Raw genomic sequence first — 24,707 nt, 5'->3', positions numbered from 1 at the left:
TAAGAACCGTAAAAGCCAGAATAAAGCTATCGCGTATCAGCAGAATCAACTCGTCTATTTCATCCTCATTATATATATAACAGAGGTATTGCGTTATTTTAACATGAGTAACCATATCTCAGCATCATTGATAAATCCGATCTTATAACCAAGCTGGAAGTTAGCGATTTCTTTTTCCGGTATTCTCTGTCCCACGGATTTCCTCATGATAGAAATAATCTACGATCACCGGATGTCCCTGCGGGACTCTGCCATAAGGCATTTCATTATCCAAAAAGGCACAATCATACTTCTTAGCCATTTTCTCAGCTTTTACTTCAAGTGCTTCAAAGTAGCTGCGGTTATGCTTGTTATAGATCTCGTCGTAAAGTGGTACAAGATCAGGATATTTTCCGGCGATATAATCCATAATTGTCTTTTTGAAACCGCCTCGAAGATTGAGATTTTCGAGCCAGAACAGATCGCACTGATCCTTTACCCGCTCAAAGATTGCTTCAAAATCCGTGATACCGGGGAATACCGGGGATACGAAACAGACTGTACGGATACCGGCTTCATATACCTGCTTCATAGCAGAGATACGGCGCTCAATGCTCGAAGCAGAGTCCATATCGTTCTTGAAATTTTCATCTAGTGTGTTGATCGACCATGAAACGGTTACACGTCCAAGCTTCTTCAGCAGATCAATATCCCGTACCACAAGATCCGACTTTGTGCAGATCAGAATATCTGCGTCACTGCCGATCAGCTGCTCCAGAAGTTTTCTGGTATTCCCGAATTGCTCCTCCTGTGGATTGTAGCCATCTGTCACAGAACCGATGACCACCCGCTGTCCGGCATATTTCTTCGGATTTTTAATTTCCAGCCAATGCTTCACATCAAGGAAAGTGCCCCATTCCTCCTTATGCCCGGTAAAGCGCTTCATAAAAGAAGCATAGCAATACTTGCAGGCATGTGTACAGCCCACATAGGGATTGACCGAGTAACCGCCTACCGGCAGACTAGACTTAGTCATGATGTTCTTTGTTTCCACCTCACGAATGAGGATTCCATTTATTACTTCTTCCATGATTTCTGTACCTCTAACACTTTATTAAATTCTTCCGGCATTTCCTGAATCATATTTTCATCCCCTATGATAGGGACAAGGTCTTCCTTCATAAACACCGGAATGCCGAGCTTATGTGCCTGGTCCGCCAGAGACCATGCCCATTCCGGCTCCGTATGAATCTTCCTGCTCTGAGCTCCGGTCATGGTGCCGACAACGATCCAATTGATTCCGGAAAGGTCAACTGTGCCGGGATCGTCGAATAACGGCTCAAAGGTAACATGGTAATGTTTTGCTCTGACGTTTTTCCGAAGGGCGTCGATACGCCACAGTTCTGCTTTCCTCGTCACCGTAACGCCAAACCATGCGTTTTCCAGATCGGTATCAAAATCCAGCAAATCAGGTCGCTTGGTAAGGAACAGGAACTGATGCTGTGGATTTTCACGGATCTTTGCAAATACCTCGTCTCTCCATTCCGGCTTCCATCCGGAGAGATCGCTCATTCCGGTAAGAAGAAAGTTCTGCGGACGTTTCTTTTCCATCATCTTGAGCTTACTCGGAAAGAATTCAGAGTCAGCGAAGTCATCAATCATATGCCAGCGTTTCACGTTGTTGCGGGCATAGCAATATGTACACCCCACTGTGCAGCCGATGACGAGATTCATGTTCTGAATCTGATCTTTGATACAAATACTCATGACTTCTGCCACTCCTCAAGATTCTTTCTGATGCGGTCGAGGCATTCCTCAAACCGGGTAATTTCTTCCTCTGAAAAACCCTTGTAGTAAATGCTGCCCATCTCATCAGATACAGAATCGTACTCGCCCTTTAAGGCATGTGCTTTCTCAGTCAGAAACAGGAGTGTTTTCCTTTTGTCCGTTTCAGACTGAACACGGCTTATCAGTCCTTGATTTTCCATTCTTTCCAGCATCGTCGTAAGAGATGTTATCGCTAATCCGCATTTGACCGAGAGTGACCTGATCGAGATTCCATCCTCCTGCCACAGCACATAAAGAATACGTCCCTGGGCTCCATTAAACGCATCGATATTTTTTTCGCTGAGAATCTTCTCAAAAATCCGGTCACCAAGCTGTTTTATTTTGGTGACAAGAAATCCGCCATTTGTTTTCATGCAAAAGCTCCTATATAGTAGTTTATAAAATCATACTATATAGGAGCTTTATTGTCAAGAGCTTGTATGTTTGAATAGAGGTAAACTGGAATTTCTATTTGTGTTGCCATGTCATTACATAATCTTTTTCTCCGGTAGCCTCATCTAAGCCACTATGCTGAATCTCAAATCCTTTTCTCTTATAAAAAGATATTGCCCGTGCATTCTTTTGGTATACGTTCAAGTACAACTTACTCCTTTTGTCCTTTGCATAATTCAGCAGAATTTTACCTATACCCTGCGATTGCATTTCACCAGAAACAAAAATGCCCTCAACATATTCATCATTTAACCCTAGGGTTAAACTTAACTACTATTTTTTCTTTGCGATATAAAATACATAACTGTAATAATCTACTACTAATCTAAAATAAAGCGATTATAAGCTATCCTTTTTCCTGTGTTTGTTTTAAAGTTTTCATCTATACACTTTTTTATCTTTTCCTGTTCTTTTTCTTTATCCATAATCGTTAAATTTTCAAGCAAATCAGCTTCCCATTGTATTTGAAAATCAAGTCCATCAATTTTAGATGGAGTATGATGGTTGCCTATTATAAAGCATATTCTATCAATATTTTTGTTATAGCCTACCTTTTTTAATATTTCTTTCGCTACTTCTGGTCCTTCCTTTTCTTGATAGACACCATCAATAGAACCGTATTTTTTTTGTGCTTCAACCGCACCAATATCATGTAGTATAGCAATAATACTGATGAATTCTTTTTCTTCCTCTCCGATATTTTCTCCTTTCATTATATCTTCTGCATTTTTCAAAACTTTGAGAGTATGCTCTATGCCAAAAGGAATTTCTTTGAATACTTCTTTCATCTCTATAATAATTTTTTCTTTAAACATAAATTACCTCCATTTATACCTTATAGGTGTTTTAGTTCTATCTATCCACTTTTTTGTTCGCCGATACAATCAGCATCATGGGACGGCGCATTTCATCCTGCATCCCCGGAATATCCATCATGTATTCCGGCGGCTGCGGCTCCACAATATGATTTATTATAAAACCATTTGAAAGCAGTGTATTTAGATATGTGGTCAGTGTTCTATGAAATTTTGTAACCTTTTCTCCTAAAAACACAGCTGTTCGTTTGCCCTCATAATAATAATTATCCACCGGAAAATGCAGTATTTCTCCTTTTTCGTTATAATACCAGTCTTGTGTTCCATAGGCAGTAAAAACAGGATGTTCAACCGTAAAAACTAGCTTACCACCAGACTTCAGTATTCTATATATCTTTTTTACTAAAATCTCATAATCTGCTACATAGTGAAACGCAAGTGAACTTAATATTACATCAAAACTCTCCTCTGGGAATTCCACATCTTCTATAGCACAGCATTTATATTCAACCTGTGGAAAATGTGTTTTTTCTTTGGCTACCTCGAGCATTTTATGAGAAATATCAACACCTACAACAGAAGACGCTCCGTGTTCCATCGCATAAATACAGTGCCATCCATAGCCGCATCCTAAATCAAGCACACGCTTATCTTTAAAATCCGGTAGCAGCTTTCTCAATGTTTCCCATTCTCCTGCACCGGCTAGTCCCTGCTGTGAGCGACTCATTTGACTGTATTTTTGAAAAAATATATCATCATCATATTTGTTTTCTTTTCCATATTCTACATAATTCAACATCTTTCACCTCGCTGTAAACTTCCGATTTTTCGTTCTCTGCGACTTCCCAATAAACGGGAATTTGACTTGCCTATTTTCTTAAAATCTCATGTGGAGCTTCTATTTCATTTGCCAAGGTATGCTCTGTTAATTCTGACATCAATTTCAATTTTTTATTAATCAATGGTCGCATACAATTAGGAACATGTTCCTGATGCGCTCTGTGGATTGCTACACATTCCTTACAGTTTCCGTGATAACGACAGGCTTTCAGGCAAGGACAGTGATCTTTGTCTTTATACTCCTTACGAAATTCCGCTGCAAATTCTTCTTGCAGTCTCAGTCCCTCGACACGGTTTCCCTTATGAAATTCTACCATTGCATCCAGTTCTTTCTGGTTCCCTTCAATCTTCATGTTATTATAGCGCCTCCATTTCAACTATTCCTCATTTTCTGATAAATTCCTGTTATACAAACTGGAATTGTTCGATCTTTTCAAATACTAACGTCCTTAATTCTGTTCAATAATTGATTTATAGTAGTTACCAAAGTCAGCAAGTGAATTAACAATTGGAAGCATTTTTGTTCCGAGTTCAGTTAAGCCGTATTCAACTCTCGGTGGCTGCTCATGGTAATCGTGGCGATATGCCAGCCCATCACTCATCATTTGTCTTAAACTATCTGTCAAAACCTTTTGTGAAATACCATCTATACTTCGTTGTAGCTCATTGAATCTCCATGGACGCTCTTTCAAGTTACGCAAAATCAGCAGTTTCCATTTTCCTCCGATGAGAGATACTGCTGTTGCAACTGGGCATTCCGGTAATTCTTCTTTTGCTCGCATAATTCTCACCTCCGAGTCTATTGTAACACATTCAATTTTGAGTGTACAGTTACAAAAAGGTGCGTACTTGTTTTTGTATGTGTCTCACACTATACTAATACCAATCAACCAGAAACTACAAATTAACTATGGAGGTATTATTATGGCAAATTACACAAAAACAACTATTGGAAAGGAAAACCGAATTGAGCTGCATGAAAAGTTGTCTTTAACAGGTGCAGAAATCAGTTTAAACGAACTACCTGCAGGAGCAAATGTCCCATTTGTTCATTCTCATAAAGAAAATGAAGAAATCTATGGAATTCTTTCAGGTAACGGCAAAGCCATAATTGATGGAGAAGAAATTAGCCTTTCAACTGGAGACTGGCTAAAAATCGCTCCTGCTGCAAAGCGTCAGTTTTTTGCATCCGATATTTCCGGAATTACTTATATCTGCATTCAGGTAAAAGAAAATTCTCTGGAACATTTTACAGCAGAAGATGCCGTAATCGGCTAATTAAAAGTATTTATTTACAGAAATGCACAGTTCCCGATATGCTAAGAACTGTGCATTCCTTTTTTCTTCAATTTTACGATTTCTCAATTTTTCGAACTTGAAATTGTCGGGTTCAAACTGTAACCTCAATTTGATTCCCTTCAATTGCAACAATACAGCTTTCGTAATAGCCATCTCCTGTTGTCCGGGGACCGCTGATTACTTCATAACCAGCAGTTTTCAACTCTACGGTCAAGGCATCAACCTTTTCTTTACTTCCTACACTAAATGCGATATGTGCATATCCCGTGCGAGCAAGTTCTTTAGGTAAATCAGGCATTTTGCAAGATGGTAATTTTTTAGTGTATAAAGGTGGTTTTTAAGCCAATTACCTATCTTGTACGAAAGGTGTACAAAGGTGGTTTTTAACTGTACAAAGGTGGTTTTTCTGGATTCCTTTATCTTTTATCTAAGAAACTGTACAAAGGTGGTCTTTTAATAATAAAAGTTATTTTTGGTGATTATTCACATTTCATAGAACTGTATAAAGGTGGTTTTTTGAGCTTTTTCCCAATTTTACAAGAATGTATAAAGGTGGTTTTTAAGAAGTTATCCACATTTTAAAAAAGTGTACAAAGGTGGTCTTCGCAGTGTATAAAGGTGGTTTTTTCATTATCCACTCTCCAATTCCTCAGGCACAAACATACATTCGAAAAGCTTGAAGTTATATATGTCTTTGCAAATATACCATATCTATTAGTTGTACACCGCCCTCATAAATTGGGTGGTCATAATTGTCAGTAAAGAAATTGGGAATCTTGTGAGAACGAACAAACCCACATTTTTCATAAAATGATATCGTCAATGGACTGTCACCTGTTCCAACTTGCAAAACAGAATATTCATCTGCATATTTACTGGCAAGAAAATCAATTAGTGCTTTGCCATAGCCCTTTCCCTGATTTTCCGGATCGACTGCGATATTCTTGATTTCAAGTATTTCGTTACCTTCATCGGTGACAACACATTCAGCTTTTACATCATTGTCTTCAAGCACATACATAGTTCCTTTTTCAAGATAGCGATCAACCATGCTCTCCTGTTCATCAGCTAATAACAATAATGATATAAACTGCTTTTTATTCTCATTTACTTCTCGGATTTTCATATATATTACTCCGTCAAATTGGAATTTGCCAGTCAATTACTTATCTTTTTCCAAAGAAGTAAGAATAGCAATCCTCATTACAACAATCGCTTTATTCATACAATTACACTTCTTTGTAAAATTCTAATTCTTTTCTTTATTTTATTTCCATTAGTCAGATTGAAAGTTAGAGATTTTTCATTTTTGTTATGAACTCTTCATAACTACATTTTCCCATTGTCAAATCCATCATGGCTAAATATTTCATTTCATTCTGAGTATATGGAATATTAATACATGACTCTAATAATTTTTCTTCGTTTTTCAAAGGTGTTATCACATTCTTTTTGTTTTTGTAGGCATAGTAATAACGAACCCCAAATTTTCTTTGAGAGACAGCATTTAAATGTATGCCATCTGGATTTGCTGACAACCCCTGGGCAGTTACAAAATATACATGATTATGATCATTGGCATATCGTAATAATTCTTTATTCACCAAGTCATACTCTGTACAATTAAAACCAAAGCCTATCTTTCCTAAATAGTCACCAAGTCCTCCAATAATAAACGGTACATCGTCTAAATTAAGTTCATTTTTTAAAGCCTCAAAAATTGTATGTAATTTTTCATAATACGTTTTGTAGTTACCATTATAGCTATCATTTTCTCCTTGATGCCACAGAATAGCAATCAAATTACTATTTTGCATTGCAAATTTTGCCTGAATAATTGCATTTTTAAATAATATTTTCTCTATAGACCAGTCATCAATGGAACTGCCACCTTCCGCACATGGAATCAAGCCGATTTGTTCTTCTTTGTTTTCCATGCACCACATTGCAGCAAATGAACCCGCAAGACTTACTCCTGATATAGGACGATCGTAGTTAATTGGTTCTGTCATCATTTGCCATTTTCCATTTCTTAACATCTGGATTCTCTCATTACAAATCATCGGTACTTCATTTATGAATCCACGTCCAGCCATGTTGGACTGTCCAATCATTAATACACTTTTCATTCAACACCTCCACAAATTCCGATTGAGATTTCACCTGTTTTAAGAGATTTAATAACTGTTATATTTTGTTATTACATTCTCCGCAAACCCTTGAAAACACTGAATTTATCACTGGTGAACTTTCCCTTATTGTTTCCCTTGTGTTATATTGTCCCACCAGTGTTTACGAACTCTGATAAGGGCAAATACAAGGGCAAAAAAATCCTATAAAACAGTATAACACAAAATAAAAGTGACATGGTGAACTGATTGAAATGCTTCTGATTTTTGCAACAAATGATTGATTTAACGATAAGGAGATTTGATACGATGAGAACAATATTTGCAGAATACAATCCCAAGCGCAACAGTATTGATGTTTATACCTCTGTTGGCTATATGCTCCGCATTGACTGTTGGGAAGCTGAAAAGGACTTAAAAACCACATCAGGATCAGACTGTGCATTAAACGCACTCGCCATTGATGATCCTCTTGAATATGCAAGATTATATCTTGATGGAAATTTGCAGATGTGGGTAGATGCGGAAGACTCATTAGATATTTTTTAATTTTTAAACAAATACAACAGTTTAAATAACTATTAGCTATAATATTTCCGGAAAATTCATCATAGGTTTGTATAAACGCAAAGAAACGGCGGCTCTGAAAATCAAAGTCGCCGTTCTAAATTGTCTGGTTTTTCTTTTGCCGTCATGCGGCAGATAATCAATTCATTCTATTTTGAACTTCTTTTATGCTACCTGATGTCTGCAATAGGAATGAATCGCCAAGAATGTAAACACAAATAATTCAATTCCTGCCGAAATCAAAATAACATGCGGTGTCCAGAAACTCATTCCACCGATATTCAGATAATTGAAATTTGCAAGCTGAGAAAGGAAATTGTTCTGCATACCAATTCCGGCAGATGGAAGTATGGTAGAGAGCCATGTTGCTCCCATCGCCACATAAGCAAAAAGCGGCATGAGAAGAACTACGATAGAGATCAGCAAAACTGTCAATGTGTCTTTACATTTTGCAGACAGGAACAACATATAGTTAACCGTTGCTAATACAGAAAGTAAGCCCGCTGCTGCGAGAATTATCTGCAACTGCCCCAGATTGATGTTTGGCAGGTTACAGTCAGGTAACGCTGGAAAAAACTAATTCCTGAATTTAATTCTTTTTTCATGATATCTGCTCTCCTTTAATTATTTACAACAATCCCCGTCACCGCATCCAAGGCAAGTAAGGGATTCTATAAAGTGTTTGTAATTCATCAATGTCTCACAATTCAAAGAATAGTGATGCCATTTTCCTTCCTTACGATCATTCACAAGGCCGCATCCTACCAATATCTTCATATGATGGGATAAAGTTGGCTGGGTAATTTCAAATCTTTCCAAAAGTTTACACCCGCACTTTTCTCCATCCGACAGCATCTGTACAATTTCCAGCCGGTTCGCATCGCCCAAAGCCTTACATATCAAAGCCACATCCATTGCATTCATATTGACACCTCACATTGATCATTGTCTATGTTCAATATAATATATACATAGATATTTGTCAATGTATGTATTTTAAAAAAGAGAATCAAGTTTTTGATTCTCTTCATACATTCATTATAGCTTTTATCATCCATTTTATTTGCCCCAAACAGCCGCTGCATTCGACCTTACAAGTAGTTCTTCCACAGGCAGACCAATCGGACAAATATCATGACAAGATAACGACTTCCCGCATCCCTCAAAATATTTCTTCTTATATTCAGCAGAAATCTCATTCAAATGAGTGCTTTCCTGTTCTTCATTCAGAATCCGAAATGCGTTGACTGCAGCAACAGCGCCTGCGAAAGTCCCATTTGCAGAGAAGTTAGGACACACTTCAAGGCAGCAGCCACACATCAGACAGCGTGCCGACTGGTATCTCGGTTCATGTGTCCACGGATTCATATAAGCTTCACTTTCAAGCCAAAGGTTCAGTTTTTTCAAATTTTCAAACAGAATTGACCGGTCAACGATCAAATCTCTTACAAGCGGAAATTTGCTTAAAGGTTCCAAGATGATTGTAGAACCTTTTAACGTATGTAGAAATGTAGAGCATGCCAACCTCGGACGTTCGTTAATCAGCATGGCGCAAGCCCCACATTTTCGCACCATACAGCTACATTCCCAGCTGATGGGGGTAACTATATTTCCTGAGTTATCTTTCAAAGGGGTTCTACTGTTCAATTCCTTTAGAACAGTGGCAACAGAGCTGTTTTTGCTTCCGTCATACTCAAATTCCTGCCAATAACTGTCTGATTTCTGACTCTCCTGCCGCCTGATTCTTATTTTATATACCAAGTGAATCACCGCCTTTCTGGAACAGGTACAAAGGAAATCTGTATCTGCTTTCCATCAAATCTGGCTACCGTTGTTTTAAGGTAATCATCGTCATTGCTCTTCGGATAATCCTCCCGCCAGTGTGCACCACGGCTTTTTTTTCTTGCAAGAGCACTCTTTAGAACTGCCATGCCAAGCAATGGAAGATTTCCTGTCAGCGCTTGTACCGTTTGAATCCCATTTAACAACGTATTCTCATTTCTGACAACGCCCATAGTCTCCTGCATCACTTTGTTTAATTGCTTTATTTCTGAAATTTGGGACGCTGGTGGAAAATCTATCTGTGTCGCACAAGATAGATCTACTACATCTGCCTGTTCGCATGCTGATTTTGCCGCAACACGTCCTCCGTATAACGCTCCTAACAGAGAATTTCCACCAAGACGGTTGGCACCATGATATTGGGCACAGCATTCTCCGGCAGCGTAAAGATTCTGAATCGGCGTTCTGTGCTGCTCATCCACCAGAATGCCTCCCATAAAATAGTGAATTCCCGGTAAAACAGACACCGGTTCCTTTCGTATATCTTTATGCAGATAGGTCATACAATCGTCTGCCAGACCAGATAGCTTATTTGAAATAATCTCGTCCGATATTTCCGTCATGTCAAGAAATACCTCTGATTCATGGCTGACCTTCCATATCTCTCTGGCGGTAATATCTCGTGGCATCAGATTTCCAAGCTCCGGGTATTTTTCCTCCATGAAATACCATTGTTTTCCATCTTTCATGGCAAACAACCTACCACCTTCCCCTCTGGCCGCCTCGCTGATGAGCATGCGTTTTCCACCACATTTCACAGTTGTCGGATGATACTGGATCATCTCACCATTTGCCAGAGGAACACCAAGCCGGAACAATTCTGCGGTGACTTCTCCTGTATTGCTCAGCGAACCCGTTGTATTTCCAAACAATCCGTGCATACCACCGGTGGCAACAATAACCGCATCCCCCGGTAATTCCACAGTCTCCTGACTGTATTCATCCCTGATTACGCAGCCACAACAAATATTGTCACACAGACGAAGTGTTAGGAAAGAATGATGGCTGAACCGTTCTACCATACCAGATGCTTCTTTCCTGCGAACAGCGTCTATCATAGCTGTCATGATCTGCTTCCCGGTATCGCTCTGCGCAAAAGCAGTCCTTTTCTTTTTCTGCCCGCCAAAATTCCGCAGATCCACATCATCATAGCCGCTCATGTTAAATTGAACTCCAAGTTTTAACAGCCAGTGCACCAGCTCCGGTGCTGCCTGTGTCATTCCCCAAACTGCATTTGGATCTGCCAGACCACATGCTGCCTTTATTGTATCTGTAAAATGTTCTTCGGGACTATCGTTTTCATCTTTTGTATTCAAAGCTGCGTTGATACCGCCCTCCGCCATAACAGACTGTGCCCGCTCTGACGGAAGGGAGGAAACCAGTTTTACATTGCATCCATTTTCCGCTGCCTGCAAAGCCGCTGAAAGTCCTGCCAGTCCAGCACCTATAATAATAATTGTCTTACTCATAGATATTGCCACCCAATATAATAGAAAATAACTGCGCCCGCTATAAACAGAAGGAGCACCGAAAGAATCAAATAAATATCACCCCTTCGTTCTTTATAACTGATGATTCCCAGCGATACGAGCAATGGGCGGATATTGATAAAAATATGAACAAAGATTGCCGCCACGAACAAAAGCTGAGTTACCATCTTTACCGTTGTAAAAGGGAACAAAATATATGTCCCATTCTGCACCTTTCCAAACAAGCCAATATGGAAGAACAGCAGGATCAGTATTGCCAGCCCACTGGCTCGTCTCGCCCAGAATATGGCGTTCTGTTTCAGATACATTTTTTCGGATTGCTTCGCTGTCTGTAAACTCTGAACTGTCAGGATGACACCAATCACCGTATGCACAACAAGAATACCAACACCAATCCATGCAAGAAGTTTCCCTGCGCTACTTCCAACTCCGTTCAGCATAAAGCTGCCCATGATTCCATGAATCATAAAAATGAGAAGCATTAAAACAGACAAAATCGTATTCCATTTTCTCATAAATTCCCGCTCACCTCATTTCTTCGCTGTCCATGATCATATAGTCCATCTGTGTTAGCGTTGTAACGTCAATAAAATCATCCGATGCCAGGAATACATCATACTTTCCACTTACCACTCTTGATAGCATCATTGTGTTACTGTACTCTTTCAGATCTACGGAGAAACCGGCCTGTTTCAACCTGTCACAGAGTTTCTTAGCATAACTGACAAGCGGATAATCCGTCTCAGATACATATAACCGAAAACTAATGTCCGTTTTCATGAGATCTGTTTCATTTGTTTCCGAATCGTCCAGTGCCAATTCTTTTAATTTATTCCGGGTGTTCTCGTTGTCGAGACCATCTGACATCATATTAATACCGAGGACATAAGAGCCTTCCAACTGTGCGGAGGCTTGAGCCGCCTTTTTTGACTTCGGTGTTGCTCCTGTGACTGCATCAATCATAGAGGGCGGTGAGTGCAAAAGTGCACCGAAACCTGCAAGAAAAACAATTGTAACTGCTAACAGAATCAATTTCCGTTTCACATTGCCACCTCGTTTCTTATTTTTTCAAAATCCTCATTGCGTTCAAGACGGCAATTATGGTAACGCCTACATCACCAAATACAGCTTCCCACATTCCAGCTATACCCAGAGCACCAAGGATCAGGAACACACTCTTAATTCCAAGGGCAATCACTATATTCTGCATGACAATTTGCTTTGTCGCTTTTGCCACATCAATCGCATCCACCAGCTTAGATGGTTCATCTGTCATCAGAACCACATCCGCAGCTTCAATGGCCGCATCTGAACCAAGACCACCCATTGCGATACCAACATCCGCACGAGCAAGGACAGGAGCATCATTGATACCATCACCAACAAAAGCTAATTTGCTTCCCTGTCTCTTTTTACTGTCTAAAAGCTCAACCTTTTCCACTTTTTGATCAGGAAACAGTTGTGCATAATATTCATCCAACTGCAATTCTTCCGCAACAGCCTTTCCAATTTTTTCATCATCACCAGTAAGCATGACTGTTTTTTCCACACCGATATGTTTCAAATCAGAAATTGCTTTTTTGCTGTCCGGCTTTACTTCATCTGTTATCAAAATACATCCGGCATATTGACCATCTACTGCTACATAAACCTTTGTACCAACTTTTTCACAGGCTGTGTACTCCACATGCTCTGAATCCATAAGTTTCGTATTGCCAGCATAAACTTTCTTCTTTCCTGCCATGGCACTGATTCCATATCCGGAAATTTCCTTGTAATCAGAGATAACTGATTGGTCAATTTCTTTTCCATAAGCAGAGAGAATGGATTTTGCAATAGGATGGTTAGAAAAGCTCTCTGCCTGGACCGCATACTCCAGAACCTGTTCTTTTGAAAATCCATTTGCAGGCAGAATATCAGTCACATTGAAAACACCCTTTGTAAGTGTTCCGGTTTTATCGAACACAATAATGCTGACATTATTAAGCGCCTCTAAATAATTACTTCCTTTTACAAGAACACCTCGTTTAGATGCCGCACCAATACCTCCGAAGAAAGTCAGCGGGATTGAAATGACCAATGCACATGGGCAAGATACCACAAGGAAAACAAATCCTCTGCGAATCCACTCTGTCCAACCTCCACCAAGAAGGATTGGTGGCAGAATTGCCAGAATAGCTGCTAAGATTACAACAACAGGAGTGTAATAACGTGCAAATGTAGTAATGAAATTTTCTGTTGGTGCTTTTCTACTGGACGCATTCTCCACAAGATCAATAATCTTTGAAGCAGTAGATTCACCAAATGCTTTCGTTGTCTTAATCGTTAAAACACCCGTCTGATTCATACAACCGGAAAGTGCTTCGTCTCCTTTATGAACGCTTCTCGGAACCGATTCTCCAGTTAAAGCACTCGTATCCAGCATAGAATCTCCATCCAATACCACACCGTCTAATGGGATTTTTTCACCAGGCTTTACAATAATAATCTCACCAATGGCAACACTTTCAGGAGATATGGTAATCAATTCTCCGTTCCTTCTGACTGTAGCACAATCCGGACGTATATCCATTAAGTCTGATATAGATTTTCTGGAACGCTTAACAGCCAATGACTGAAAAAATTCACCTACCTGATAGAATAGCATAACAGCAACTGCTTCTGGATATTCACCAATGACAAAAGCCCCAATCGTAGAAACACTCATCAAAAAATGTTCATCAAATACACGCCCCTTTGAAATGTTCCTCACAGCCTGCCATACAACATCTCCACCAAGAATAACATAAGAAACAATGAGAAAAGCTAATTCGATAGGCAGTGGCACTTTCGCAAAAACAGTCAATGCCATACCAATGGCATAGATTGCTGCACCAGTCGCTAAACGAACTGTCAACTTCTTATCCTCATTGTTATAGGATGTATTGGTATCCTGTTTTTTTGCAGGTATATAGTATTCCTGTGCAATTTCGGAAACTTCTACATCTGGCTCATGGCTGTGGACAATCGTTTCAATCTGACTGGCTATTGTATTTGCGGCAACTGGAGCAACATTGATTGTCAGCGTCTGCTTCATCAAATTTACAACTGAGGATTGTACTCCATCCAATTCTCCGACTTCTTTTTCAATTTTTGCGGAGCAGTTCGGACAGTCCAAGCCCTTTAACAAATAACTCTTTGTAACGGGGATAATTGTTTCTTCCTGAACCTCCACATCTGGCTCATGGCTGTGGACAATCGTTTCAATCTGACTGGCTATTGTATTTGCGGCAGTTGGAGCAACATTGATTGTCAGCGTCTGCTTCATCAAATTTACAACTGAGGATTGTACTCCATCCAATTCTCCGACTTCTTTTTCAATTTTTGCGGAGCAGTTCGGACAGTCCAAGCCCTTTAACAAATAACTCTTTGTAACGGGGATAATTGTTTCTTCCTGAACCTCCACATCTGGCTCATGGCTGTGGACAATCGTTTCAATCTGACTGGCTATTGTATTTGCGGCAGCTGGAGCAACATTGATTGTCAGCGTCTGCTTCATCAGATTTACCACTGAGGATTGCACTCCATCCAACTCTCCGACTTCTTTTTCAATTTTTGCGGAACAATTTGGACAGTCCAACCCTTTTAATAGAAATATGCGTTTCATGATAATCTCCTTATAATTTGTTTAATTGTTCAATTACTCAACTATAATGTTAAAAAATATTATTTCTGCCAAAGATGCTCAAATCCCTTGTCAATAATCTCTTTCACATGATCATCTGCCAGCGAGTAGTAAACTATCTGTGCTTCTTTACGGAATTTTACCAGATTCGCTAGGCGTAATGCCTTTAACTGATGCGAAATTGCAGATTTTGTTACCCCCAGTAGCACTGCAAGATCACATACACACATCTCACTCTGTTCTAGAGCGTGTAAGATTTGTACTCTAGTTCCATCTCCAAATAGCTTAAACAAAGAAGCCAACTGGATATAATCATCTTTTGGCTGCATCTTGGATTTCACATCATTCACAATATCCTCATGAATTACATCGCAATTACAAATATAAGACGATTTTGACATATATTCACCTCCAAATAATAATAGTTGAACAATTACTCAACTATTATTATACTTATTTTTAAATTCATGTCAATAAGCTGATGTTAGTTCCCCATAAATTTTACAATTAAAACCAGCTCTTTATTCTTTTCTTAATCTTTTTTCCCAGTATACCGTTTTGGCTTTCTTGTCACACTTCCTGTAAATTCCGATTTTTCCACGTAAAAAAGGATGTGCCTTTTTGTGTAATAGGGAATTCCAGGGAATTTCCTATTACACGAGAAATTGCTCTCTCATCACAGTTCACACATTATGTAAACTGCAATCTCATCCCGCACAATCTAATTATATCGCAACTTTATTATCTCCGTTTATCCATTTATAGTCAAATACTATCATCAAATCGCCAAAATGGACAGCGCTTGCCAATACACTGATTGTTCTGAGCATAATGCGTACAATGGACTTCTGTGCATTCCATTTCGATTCCAAAATGCGTTTTTACAAAATCAACCGCCGCCAGAATCGCCAGATAAGAATCTCTTTTACAACACCTCGGACCGCCGGTGTGCGAAATCGCTTCCAGTGCTTTTGATGTCATCTGATTCGAAAGTCCCCAGGATTCCTCCGTCAGTGGCGTCGCCCCAGACAAGATAGATACAAACATACCTGCGCTGATTCCCGCTCCGCAGGCACCCCAGAATCCGCAGGTTCCTCCTGGAACGGCTTTTCCACGGTTCAGCATTTCCATCACAGATTCCCGCAGATTAATAGCACCTCCCGCATTTTTATATGCAGTAAGCAGCGCCGCTCCCACCATGACATGATGCTCCGGTCCATGCATATGGCAAAACGGTGCATCCATCATCTTCCGGACAATCTCGATCGGATTTCTGGATGTTTCGTCTATACACAGGGAAAGAATGGTGTCCAGTCCCTTCGTATGACAATCATTACAAACATAATGCCCGTTCTGGCATCTGGTCTTGCTCAATTCTTTTTTATGACATAATTCGCACTCCATCCATTCATCCTGTTCCAGATAAATAAGAGGTGCTTTACAGACAATACATTCTTCTTGCATGGGATTTCCATCTCCTTCACATTCATTTCCCGGCCAGCGCGTTGAGTTTCTGCACTATATCCATACTTCCCGACCGGAAACCTTCCAGATCGAGTGTAATGTACAGAAAACCCATTTCTTTTAATGTCCTGCAGATCGTCTCCCGCTCGGCAATCGCTTTTTCAAATTTATCCGCATCCACCTCGATCCGGACAATATCGCCATGCAGGCGCAGGCGCACATTTCCGCCAAACACGCTTCGAAGATAATCTTCGCCTTTCTCAATCCGCTTCAAAACTTCCATGTCAAAGGAAGTTCCATATGGAAGGCGGGTCGCCATACATGGCATGGACGGACGGGATGCAACGGAAATTCCTAAGTCAGCTGCAAATGCCTTGACATCCTTTTTCTCCAGTCCGCACTGTGCAAGTGGACTGACGACACCCAGCTCACGGAGTGCCTGGATACCTGGGCGGTACACATGCAGGTCGCTCTCATTGGTTCCGTCCATCACGCACGGAATCCCCTCTTCTTTTGCAAAATCCAGAAGTGTCGCGAACAGGTGGTGTTTGCAGATATAACAGCGGTTGACCGGATTCGTCCGGATGGCTTCCAGCTCCATCTCATTGACCTGGATAATTTTATGGATCGCGCCCAGCTCCTTTGCCACCCGCTCCGCGATCTCCAGATCACAGGCTGGGTGCAGCATGGTGTGAAATGTCACGGCATAAACCGGCATTCCCGTCTTCTTCGCCGTATCACACGCCAGCTTGAGAATCAGGCTGCTGTCCACACCGCCCGAAAAGGCGACACAGACCGGTGCTTTCGCTTTTTCTGCCATGAACTGTTTTAAAGCTTCTCTTTTTTCTGTCTCTGATATCATTGGTTTATTTTCCATGGTTCTTGATTCTCCTCTTAATTATCTAACGAGAATGCACTGTGCCGTTTTTCAATCTCAAAAGTGCCTACTGTAAACTAATACTTCCGTCTTCCATTACTCCGTGGAATACTTCCATGAAGCGCTTCCCTGTCTCCCGGCAGATCGCGCGCACGCTCTCATACTCCGGATAGCACGTATCCACGCCGCCGCGCTTGCAGATTTTTACCTTTGCTGCCCCGTAACGGGTCTGGATCTCCTTTACTTCCCGTGGCAGTATCGTCCTCTCTACTGGATAACGGCGCACACCAATCGTGGTCGTACAGGAGAATACAAGCTGTTCTAATTCTTCTCGTTTTTCTGCCGTTGTCAGTACATGAAGCACATACGCCGGACGGTTTTTCTTCATATATGCCGGTGTGTACCACACATCTCTGGCGCCCGCTTCCAGAAGCACCTCCATCGCATATCCCAGCGCCTCGCCGGTGCAGTCGTCCAGGTTTGCCTCCATGACCCACATGGAGCTCTCGTCGTGACCGTCTTTTCCGGTTTCTACTTCCACCGTTTTATCCGTCAGAAGCATCGCCCGCAGGATATTCGCATGCGCGAAATCCTTATTTCCGGCGCCGATACCGATCTTTTCGATCTGGTACTTCTTCGGAAGCGCCGCTTCTGTCCGGAATGCCGCCGCGATCGCCGCGCCGGTCGGCGTTACCATCTCTCCTTCGACATCCCGAAGCGTCAGTTCCAAGCCCTGTGCCGCTGCGATATTTGCCGTCGCCGGAACCGGAACCGGCATTAACCCGTGCTGGCAGCGTGCGAATCCATGACCTTCGGAAAGCGGCGATATCACCACGCGGTGGATTCCCAGATCCTCCAGGCAGAATGCCGCACTGATAACATCCACAATCGAGTCAATTGCACCGACTTCATGGAAATGAACCTCGCTGACCGGGATTCCGTGTGCCTTGGACTCTGCCTCCGCCACAATCTCAAACATCCGGCGCGCCAGGTTTTTAACACGGTCAGATGCATCCAGACGATCGATGATCTCGAAAATGTCATGGATGTTGCGGTGGACGTGGGGATGCATATGATCGTGGGTGTGAGCGTGATCACGGCTGTGCTCATGGTCGTGAGTGTGTTCATGATTGTGATGATGCTCATGGTCGTGCTCATCATGGCTATGTTCGTGCTCATGACCATGTTCGTGATCGTGATGATGTTCGTGGTCGTGATGATGCTCTTCTTCCTCTAAATGTACATCGAAATCATACGCATCGATTCCACATTTCTTCGTCCGCCCAAAATGCAGATGATACCCGGACACGCCCAAACTTTCCAGTGCCTGTACCAGTTTTTCCCGGCTTGCTCCAAGATCTAACAATGCGCCAACCGTCATATCTCCACTGATTCCAGACGCACAATCCAGATATAAGATTTTCTCATCCATTTTTACTTCTCCCTCTACTTTTCTCATTTTATTGATACATTTCCGTTTTTCGCTTTTATGCAATTATCACAAACCACTATCACTCTGCCGTCTTCTTCGGCTCCCGCACCGCCAGGCGGTTGATCTGCGCCGCCAGGTATGCTGCGCCGTAGCCGTTATCTATATTTACAACCGAAATGCCGTTCGCACAGGAATTAATCATCGTGATCAATGCCGATAGTCCATGAAAACTTGCACCATAACCGACCGAGGTCGGAACCGCAATGACCGGATTTTCCACCAGCCCGGCGACAACTGTGCCAAGCGCGCCTTCCATTCCCGCCACCGCAATCACGCAGTTTGCCCGCGCAATCGCCTCGCGTTTGGATAAAAGGCGATGGATGCCCGCCACCCCTATATCATAGTAGCGCTCCACGCGGCAGCCGAAAAATTCTGCCGTTTTGGCAGCTTCCTCCGCAACCGGGATATCCGCGGTTCCGCCTGTGCAGACTGCCACCAGCCCTTCCAGCTTCCACGGTGTCTCCGATGATTTTCTCGCCTGCAAAATTTTTGAAACCGGATCGTATTCTATCTCCGGGATGCGCGCCCGCACTAGATTCCACTGCTCTGGCGTCGCCCGCGTTCCGAGTACTTCCCCATTTTCCCGGTACAGCGTCTCGAAAATATCCGCCAGATAGGCATCCGGCTTTCCTTGGCAGAACACCGTCTCTGGGAATCCCGAACGCAATTTCCGGTGCAGATCCAGCTTCGCATACCCTAAATCTTCGTAAGGAAGATTCTTGAACGCATTCTCCGCTTCCTCAATACTCGTATCCCCCCGTTTTACCTCTTCCAACAGCTTCCGAACATCCATTTCTCGACCTCCTTACCAAATCCCGATTGTTCTATTCCGCCCGGTCAATCCCGATTTTCTCTGTCAATATGTGCACTGGCTAAACTGCTGCCATCTTTTCCTGCAATGCCTTCAAATCAATCCGCCGCGTGCAAATCCGCTTCAAAAGAGATTCCGAATGGCTCACAATCACCATTCCCAGCTCCCGCTCCTTTGCCTCATGCAAAAGCGCCTGCCAGATCTGGCTCTGGGTCACTGCGTCAAACATCGCGGTGATCTCATCCGCCAGCAAATACCGCGGATTTGCCGCCAGCGCTCTGGCAATACAGAACCGCTGCAGTTCGCCGCCGGAAAGCTCCGATGGAAAACGATCCAGCCATTCTTCCCGGATGCCAAGCCGTCCCCGGCTCTCCTCATCCACCTGACCGCCCTCACTGAGAACCTGGCGCATCCGCCAGCGCGGGTTGATCGCCTGCTCCGGGTGCTGCCAGATTAACTGCACCGGCATACAGCCCCGGATATTCTCAATCGGTATGCTGTCAATCTCTACCGTTCCCGCCTCCGGTCTCTCATATCCCGCCAGCAGGCGGCACAGCGTCGTTTTTCCATATCCGCTCGGCGCCACCAGACCCACGCGCTCTCCTGGCTCAATTTTCAGGGAAATACGCGTCAGCACGTGGCGCCCTCCATTTTCATATGAAAAAGATAGGTTTTCTGCCTTTAGTGACATCTCATTCTCCTCCAAAAAATTCATGTTCCGGCAGTGCCCGGTAGAGCGCCTGCGTGTATGGCTCTTTCAGATTCCGTCCCTCCCGAAAGTTCTCCGGCTTTACTTCCTCCAGAATCGTCCCGTCATAAAACACCAGAATCCGGTCCGCCATCTCAATCGCCAGTTCCAGATCATGAGTAATCAGAAGCACCGCTGCCCCGTCCTGTGCCATCTCTTTTAAATGACGGATTACATGGCGCGCGGTCATCGCCTCCAGCCCCGGTGTCGGTTCATCCGCCACAATCAGCCTCGGCTCCTGCATCAGTGCCGCTGCCATCAGGACGCGCCGCGCCATGCCGCCCGACAGCTCAAATGGATAACATTTTTCCACTGATTCATCCAGCCCGTACCGCTTCAAAAGCTGGCGGCATTTTGCCCGCGTCGCTTCATCTTTTCTGCCGCCGCAGATCTGATCCCCGACCCGCATCAACGGATCGAGGTAGGAAACCCCCTGCGGAATCAGGGAAATTCCATTGCCCCGCAGCCCGGCAAGCCGCGTCTCATCCAGAACCTCTCCCTGATAGGAAATTTTTCCTTCCATCCGGCAGTTGTACGGCAAGATCCCCAGAATCGCGTGCGCCAGCAGGCTTTTTCCCGAACCACTCGCCCCGACCACCGCCGTCAGCTCCCCACTGAAAAGTTTGCAGGAAAGGTCGCGGAGCGGATGGAGTTCGCGCCGTCTAAGCCCACGCGCGTACTGCGTAAAATATAAGTTTAGATTTTGAATTTTCAATATCGGCTTTTCCATGGAATCACGATTTTCACGCAATCTCCGTTCTTTGAGAACGTCTGTCTGTTCCAAATCTGATAGCCGCATCGTTTTTGATTGTTTTTGTCTTAATCGCATCATTTTATCAAAATATATGTTTTTCTGCCTCATTCCCAGCATCCTCTACTCATGCGCGCTCCCCGGATCCATCAGCCGCCCCAGGCTCTGCCCGATCGCCTGAAATCCCAGCGTTACCAGCACCAGTGCCGCGCCCGGAAAGAGCGCCAGCCACCATTTTCCGGTAATCAGGTACGACATACTCTCGGATAAAATAACACCGATCGCCGGTTGCTCGGAGGAAAGACCGAAGCCCAGAAAGGTCACGCCCGCCTCATGAAGAATCGCATGGGGAAAGAGAAGAATTAACCCGGTTACAAATTGCCGCGATACCTGCGGGACGATGTGGTTCCAGGCAATCCACCAGGGCTTTTTCCCCAGTTTTTCGGAGATCCGCACATACGGACTTTCCCGGATCTGTAAGATTTCCGCCCGCAAAAGCCTCGCCAGCGACGCCCAGTGCGTCAGGGCAATCCCGGCTGCTACACCCCGGAATCCCTTTCCCAGACTGTAGGAAATCAGGATCAGGAGAAGCATGTGCGGGATTCCCATTACCAGATTAATCAGCCCGCATACCAATGAATCCATCAGGCCCCCGCCAAGCGACGCCAGCAATGCAAGCGCCAATGCCACCGCGGCGCTGATCGCCGCGGTCAGAAGCCCCAGCCGGATGCTTAAAGAAAGCCCTGCAACCGTCCGTTTCAGCATATTCCGCCCCATCCAGTCGGTTCCAAACAGCCCGCCGGTTCCCGGAGGCAGGTTTTTTCTCGCAAAATCGACCTGCTGTGCGGCATCCTCCCAGACGATTCCAAGCACTGTCACCAGAATCAGGAAAAGGAGGGAAATTCCCAGCAGCCAGAGTGTTTTCTTTCTCATGCCCTGCCTCCTTTCCTAAGTCTCGGATCGACCAGCCGGTACAGCCCATCCGCCGCTGCATTTCCTGCAAATACAAGCACGGCACTGATGAGTGTAATTCCCATCAGAAGCGGGATATCGCTTCCCAGCCCCGCCGTGACCGCCGCCTGTCCGAGTCCCGGATAGGAAAAGACCTGTTCCACCAGCACCGAACCGCCGAAAATCTCGCTGATCGAGCCAAATTGGAGCGTAATTACCGGGAGAAGCAGGTTGCGGAGTCCATGCCGAAAAATCAGCCGCCAGCCGCTCTCGCCCCGCGCCCGCGCATAGAGTACGTAATCACTTTCCAGAATCTCAATCACTTTTTCGCGCGTGTGCATCGCAATCGAAGAAATCCCTGTCAGTCCCAGCGTACACGCCGGCAGAAATGCGTGATACAGGCGATCCGCCAGGCTGACCTCGTCCGCCGCCATTCCCACCGGGACACTGAACCCGATTGGGAAGACGGGAAGCTGCACTGTAAAGAGAAGCAGCAGCACCAGCGCCAGCCAGAAGGACGGCGTTCCCGCGATCACGATGCAATAGCCCGTAATCAGGCGATCCGCCCACTTGCCCCGTTTTGCCGCCGCTGCAATTCCTAAAAATATCCCCACGATTCCCGAAAACAGCCACGCAGACAGAAGGAGCCACACTGACGCAGACGCCTTTTCCGCGATCACCTCCAGCACCGGTCTGCGGTACAGAAGAGAAATGCCAAAATCACCATGGCAGATGCCCGAAATCCAGCTAAAGAAGCGCTTCCAGACCGGCACACCAACGCCCCAGTACGCCTGCAGCTTCTCGATCTGCTCCGGCGCCATCGAGCCGAGCGCCGTCTGCCCGACATTCGTCTGCAGCGGATCGACCGGAGACATCGACACCAGCAGAAACGATACCAGACTGACTGCCAAAAGCAGCAGAATCAAGTGCAGCAGACTGCGCCCAAACCATTTCATCCTACTCATAGTACCACCGATCGACATTGTTGACGATGGACCAGCCGTGACCGTGCGGATGCACCTTCTGCTCTGCGACATGAAGCCCGTCTCTCACCCAGTACAGATGATCGACATTCACCAGCCAGATCCACGGAAGATCACCCTCGGCTGAAACACCCGTCTCGCCGTCCCACTGCGCCTTTTTCCACAATTCATACGAACTTTCCAGATCCGGTGCTGCCAAGGCCTCATCCATATAAGCGTCCACGGTCTCATTCGCATACGGCGAATATTCTGCCAGCCCCGTATCTGCCTTTGTATGGTAAATATTATAAAATTCCATCGGCGTGTGCGCGCCCCAGCCCCAGAGAAGCGGCTGCGACTGTGCCTCGTCATACGCAGTATCCCAGCCGGTGCCGCGGATCGATGCGTCAATTCCAATCTCTTTTAACTGCTGTGCCGTATCGGCTGCCAGCGCCTGACGCACCGAATCCCCGGTCGGATAGAGAAATTCCAGAATGGCTTTCACTCCATCCTTTTCGCGGATGCCGTCGGCATTTTTCTTCCATCCCGCCGCATCCAGCATCTCTTCCGCCTTCCCCACATCATAGGAAATGTTCTCCATTTCATCGTTGTACCACGGCATCTTGTCACAGACACTATATGCCGGGCTGCCGTAACCATTTAACACATGATCGATCATTTCCTGCCGGTCAATCGCCAGGTTGATCGCCCGGCGCACCTGCACATCCGCGGTAAAATCATTGCCGATTTTTACGCCATCCTCCCGTACCGTCTCCGGCACCGCCGGGAGGTTAAATCCACGGTTGTCCACCGTCTCACAGTCCAAAAGACTGAATTCTGGAACCGACTGGTCTGCATAGGACGCCGCCGTGTACGCCACATCCACCTGCCCGGCGCGCACCGCCGCAAATGCCGCATCCTCTTCCATAAAGAGAATCGTGACCTGCCGCATCTTCGGCGCATCCCCATAATAATCCGGGTTGGCTTCCAGAATCACCTGCTGCCCCTTGTCCCACTGTTTCAGGATATATCGCCCGGAACCGATCGGATGTGTGCCGTAATCCGTTCCATATGCATGCTCCGGCACAATTCCCGTCACCGCCATCGTGTATGACCAGATAGCAAACGGGTGTTCCATCTCAAACACAACCGTCACATCATCGATCGCCTCCGCCTGTTTCAGCATTGAAAAATCGTTGACGGAACTCGTCTTTTTCAATGTGTTATAAGTGAATGCCACATCCTCCGCGGTCAGCGCCTCGCCATCCGTGAATTTCGCATCGTCGCGGATCGTCACCGTCCATGTCATTCCATCCTCGGAGGTCTCCACATCTGTCGCCAGATCATACCCGATACTCAAATCTGCTTCTGTCACCGTCAGGGTGCTCTGGATCAGCGGTTCATGCATATGCTCGCCCGCGCCCCAGCCATATGCCGGATCAAAGCCCGCCTCCGGCTCTGAAGTCGGCGGCATCGCGATAATAACGCTTGTTTGGGTATTTTCCGTCTGTTCTGCGCCGGAACCGCCTTTCTGCGCCTGATTTCCAGCGTTTCCGCATCCGGAAAGCATGACTGCCGCCGCTAAGGCAGTGACGCCAAGTGCCCTGGCTTCTCCGAACACCTTTCCAATGATTTTGCCTGTATTTTCTCGTTTTTTCATATTTTCTGTTGTACCCCTATATTTTTCTTTATGAAACAAAAGGATATCAGAAAAGTGCGGTCCCTGCTGAACCGCTGTACCTTCCT

The 24,707-nt window shown here is 44.5% G+C and carries 28 protein-coding genes and 2 pseudogenes; 2 read left to right on the top strand and 28 right to left on the bottom strand.

Features of this window, described 5'->3' with window-relative positions; translation table 11 throughout:
• Positions 1 to 160: 160 nt before the first annotated feature.
• From DWX68_RS11935 to DWX68_RS11900, 8 genes and pseudogenes are all read right to left on the bottom strand, one after another.
• Positions 161 to 1,069 (bottom strand): radical SAM mobile pair protein B, encoded by a 909-nt coding sequence (locus DWX68_RS11935; RefSeq protein ID WP_118629622.1) that lies wholly within the window; start codon positions 1,067 to 1,069, stop codon positions 161 to 163.
• On the bottom strand, positions 1,057 to 1,746 hold the full coding sequence (locus DWX68_RS11930; protein WP_118570126.1) for a radical SAM mobile pair protein A: 690 nt from the start codon (positions 1,744 to 1,746) through the stop codon (positions 1,057 to 1,059). The genes DWX68_RS11935 and DWX68_RS11930 overlap by 13 nt, the downstream gene beginning before the upstream one ends.
• Complete coding sequence (locus DWX68_RS11925) at positions 1,743 to 2,180, bottom strand: radical SAM mobile pair system MarR family transcriptional regulator (RefSeq protein ID WP_009535039.1); 438 nt, start codon at positions 2,178 to 2,180, stop codon at positions 1,743 to 1,745. The genes DWX68_RS11930 and DWX68_RS11925 overlap by 4 nt, the downstream gene beginning before the upstream one ends.
• Positions 2,181 to 2,274: 94 nt before the next feature.
• Positions 2,275 to 2,517, bottom strand: a pseudogene (locus DWX68_RS11920) (GNAT family N-acetyltransferase); the annotation flags it as partial.
• Between the two features lie 62 nt (positions 2,518 to 2,579).
• Entirely contained in the window at positions 2,580 to 3,074 is a 495-nt protein-coding gene (locus DWX68_RS11915; protein WP_118472551.1) for an HD domain-containing protein, read from the bottom strand.
• 37 nt (positions 3,075 to 3,111) lie between these two features.
• Positions 3,112 to 3,873, bottom strand: coding sequence for a class I SAM-dependent methyltransferase (locus DWX68_RS11910; RefSeq protein ID WP_164979758.1), 762 nt, complete (start codon positions 3,871 to 3,873; stop codon positions 3,112 to 3,114).
• A 70-nt stretch (positions 3,874 to 3,943) separates the two neighbouring features.
• Positions 3,944 to 4,267 carry a hypothetical protein gene (locus DWX68_RS11905; RefSeq protein WP_004613237.1) on the bottom strand — a complete coding sequence of 108 codons (324 nt, stop codon included), beginning with the start codon at positions 4,265 to 4,267 and terminating at the stop codon, positions 3,944 to 3,946.
• A gap of 96 nt (positions 4,268 to 4,363) precedes the next feature.
• Positions 4,364 to 4,696, bottom strand: a complete 333-nt coding sequence (locus DWX68_RS11900) for a helix-turn-helix domain-containing protein (protein WP_008373705.1) — start codon at positions 4,694 to 4,696, stop codon at positions 4,364 to 4,366.
• A 142-nt stretch (positions 4,697 to 4,838) separates the two neighbouring features.
• Between DWX68_RS11900 and DWX68_RS11895 the strand changes: the two genes are divergently transcribed.
• Complete coding sequence (locus DWX68_RS11895; RefSeq protein ID WP_004614173.1) at positions 4,839 to 5,192, top strand: cupin domain-containing protein; 354 nt, start codon at positions 4,839 to 4,841, stop codon at positions 5,190 to 5,192.
• A gap of 112 nt (positions 5,193 to 5,304) precedes the next feature.
• Here DWX68_RS11895 and DWX68_RS11890 read toward each other — a convergent pair.
• From DWX68_RS11890 to DWX68_RS11880, 3 genes and pseudogenes are all read right to left on the bottom strand, one after another.
• A pseudogene (locus DWX68_RS11890) lies at positions 5,305 to 5,511 on the bottom strand (VOC family protein); the annotation flags it as partial.
• A 384-nt stretch (positions 5,512 to 5,895) separates the two neighbouring features.
• A complete protein-coding gene (locus DWX68_RS11885) occupies positions 5,896 to 6,339 on the bottom strand; it encodes a GNAT family N-acetyltransferase (protein ID WP_107001877.1) in 444 nt (147 codons plus the stop codon).
• Positions 6,340 to 6,505: 166 nt separating this feature from the next.
• A complete protein-coding gene (locus tag DWX68_RS11880) occupies positions 6,506 to 7,342 on the bottom strand; it encodes a sialate O-acetylesterase (protein ID WP_087155189.1) in 837 nt (278 codons plus the stop codon).
• 309 nt (positions 7,343 to 7,651) lie between these two features.
• On the opposite strand from DWX68_RS11880, the gene DWX68_RS11875 reads away from it, so the two are divergent.
• Entirely contained in the window at positions 7,652 to 7,891 is a 240-nt protein-coding gene (locus DWX68_RS11875) for a DUF6061 family protein (RefSeq protein ID WP_107001876.1), read from the top strand.
• A gap of 183 nt (positions 7,892 to 8,074) precedes the next feature.
• On the opposite strand, the gene DWX68_RS11870 is transcribed toward DWX68_RS11875, so the two are convergent.
• From DWX68_RS11870 to DWX68_RS11790, 17 genes are all read right to left on the bottom strand, one after another.
• Entirely contained in the window at positions 8,075 to 8,344 is a 270-nt protein-coding gene (locus tag DWX68_RS11870) for a hypothetical protein (RefSeq protein WP_243000498.1), read from the bottom strand.
• Between the two features lie 189 nt (positions 8,345 to 8,533).
• Positions 8,534 to 8,833 (bottom strand): metalloregulator ArsR/SmtB family transcription factor, encoded by a 300-nt coding sequence (locus tag DWX68_RS11865; RefSeq protein ID WP_005330972.1) that lies wholly within the window; start codon positions 8,831 to 8,833, stop codon positions 8,534 to 8,536.
• 135 nt (positions 8,834 to 8,968) lie between these two features.
• A complete protein-coding gene (locus DWX68_RS11860; protein WP_118629616.1) occupies positions 8,969 to 9,670 on the bottom strand; it encodes a 2Fe-2S iron-sulfur cluster-binding protein in 702 nt (233 codons plus the stop codon).
• A 5-nt stretch (positions 9,671 to 9,675) separates the two neighbouring features.
• Positions 9,676 to 11,220, bottom strand: a complete 1,545-nt coding sequence (locus DWX68_RS11855) for an FAD-binding protein (RefSeq protein ID WP_118629614.1) — start codon at positions 11,218 to 11,220, stop codon at positions 9,676 to 9,678.
• Positions 11,217 to 11,756, bottom strand: coding sequence for a pilus assembly protein PilX (locus DWX68_RS11850; protein WP_118629612.1), 540 nt, complete (start codon positions 11,754 to 11,756; stop codon positions 11,217 to 11,219). Before DWX68_RS11850 ends, DWX68_RS11855 begins: the two co-directional genes overlap by 4 nt.
• 10 nt (positions 11,757 to 11,766) lie before the next feature.
• Positions 11,767 to 12,285, bottom strand: coding sequence for a hypothetical protein (locus DWX68_RS11845; protein WP_107001871.1), 519 nt, complete (start codon positions 12,283 to 12,285; stop codon positions 11,767 to 11,769).
• A 16-nt stretch (positions 12,286 to 12,301) separates the two neighbouring features.
• Positions 12,302 to 14,887 (bottom strand): heavy metal translocating P-type ATPase, encoded by a 2,586-nt coding sequence (locus DWX68_RS11840; protein WP_107001870.1) that lies wholly within the window; start codon positions 14,885 to 14,887, stop codon positions 12,302 to 12,304.
• A gap of 59 nt (positions 14,888 to 14,946) precedes the next feature.
• Complete coding sequence (locus tag DWX68_RS11835) at positions 14,947 to 15,306, bottom strand: metalloregulator ArsR/SmtB family transcription factor (RefSeq protein WP_107001869.1); 360 nt, start codon at positions 15,304 to 15,306, stop codon at positions 14,947 to 14,949.
• 364 nt (positions 15,307 to 15,670) lie between these two features.
• Entirely contained in the window at positions 15,671 to 16,369 is a 699-nt protein-coding gene (locus tag DWX68_RS11830; protein WP_107001868.1) for a DUF5714 domain-containing protein, read from the bottom strand.
• Positions 16,370 to 16,391: 22 nt separating this feature from the next.
• Positions 16,392 to 17,246, bottom strand: coding sequence for an ATP-dependent sacrificial sulfur transferase LarE (larE, locus tag DWX68_RS11825; protein ID WP_207663589.1), 855 nt, complete (start codon positions 17,244 to 17,246; stop codon positions 16,392 to 16,394).
• Positions 17,247 to 17,313: 67 nt separating this feature from the next.
• Complete coding sequence (gene larC / locus DWX68_RS11820; RefSeq protein ID WP_243027746.1) at positions 17,314 to 18,705, bottom strand: nickel pincer cofactor biosynthesis protein LarC; 1,392 nt, start codon at positions 18,703 to 18,705, stop codon at positions 17,314 to 17,316.
• A 52-nt stretch (positions 18,706 to 18,757) separates the two neighbouring features.
• Positions 18,758 to 19,531, bottom strand: a complete 774-nt coding sequence (gene larB, locus DWX68_RS11815) for a nickel pincer cofactor biosynthesis protein LarB (RefSeq protein ID WP_117796697.1) — start codon at positions 19,529 to 19,531, stop codon at positions 18,758 to 18,760.
• Between the two features lie 79 nt (positions 19,532 to 19,610).
• Positions 19,611 to 20,240, bottom strand: a complete 630-nt coding sequence (locus DWX68_RS11810) for an ATP-binding cassette domain-containing protein (protein ID WP_118629608.1) — start codon at positions 20,238 to 20,240, stop codon at positions 19,611 to 19,613.
• Position 20,241: 1 nt separating this feature from the next.
• Positions 20,242 to 21,027 carry an ABC transporter ATP-binding protein gene (locus DWX68_RS11805; protein WP_118523659.1) on the bottom strand — a complete coding sequence of 262 codons (786 nt, stop codon included), beginning with the start codon at positions 21,025 to 21,027 and terminating at the stop codon, positions 20,242 to 20,244.
• 144 nt (positions 21,028 to 21,171) lie between these two features.
• Positions 21,172 to 21,981, bottom strand: coding sequence for an ABC transporter permease (locus DWX68_RS11800; RefSeq protein ID WP_118629606.1), 810 nt, complete (start codon positions 21,979 to 21,981; stop codon positions 21,172 to 21,174).
• Positions 21,978 to 22,964 (bottom strand): ABC transporter permease, encoded by a 987-nt coding sequence (locus tag DWX68_RS11795; protein ID WP_347475194.1) that lies wholly within the window; start codon positions 22,962 to 22,964, stop codon positions 21,978 to 21,980. The genes DWX68_RS11800 and DWX68_RS11795 overlap by 4 nt, the downstream gene beginning before the upstream one ends.
• The gene (locus DWX68_RS11790) at positions 22,957 to 24,621 is read right to left on the bottom strand and encodes an ABC transporter substrate-binding protein (protein WP_118629604.1); all 1,665 of its coding nucleotides are present in this window, start codon (positions 24,619 to 24,621) and stop codon (positions 22,957 to 22,959) included. The genes DWX68_RS11795 and DWX68_RS11790 overlap by 8 nt, the downstream gene beginning before the upstream one ends.
• Positions 24,622 to 24,707 lie beyond the last annotated feature (86 nt).

Source organism: Clostridium sp. AF20-7 (assembly GCF_003479275.1).
Classification (GTDB): domain Bacteria; phylum Bacillota; class Clostridia; order Lachnospirales; family Lachnospiraceae; genus Otoolea; species Otoolea fessa.
Note: the sequence above shows the minus strand (reverse complement) of the source record. Positions and strands in the feature narration are given on the sequence as shown.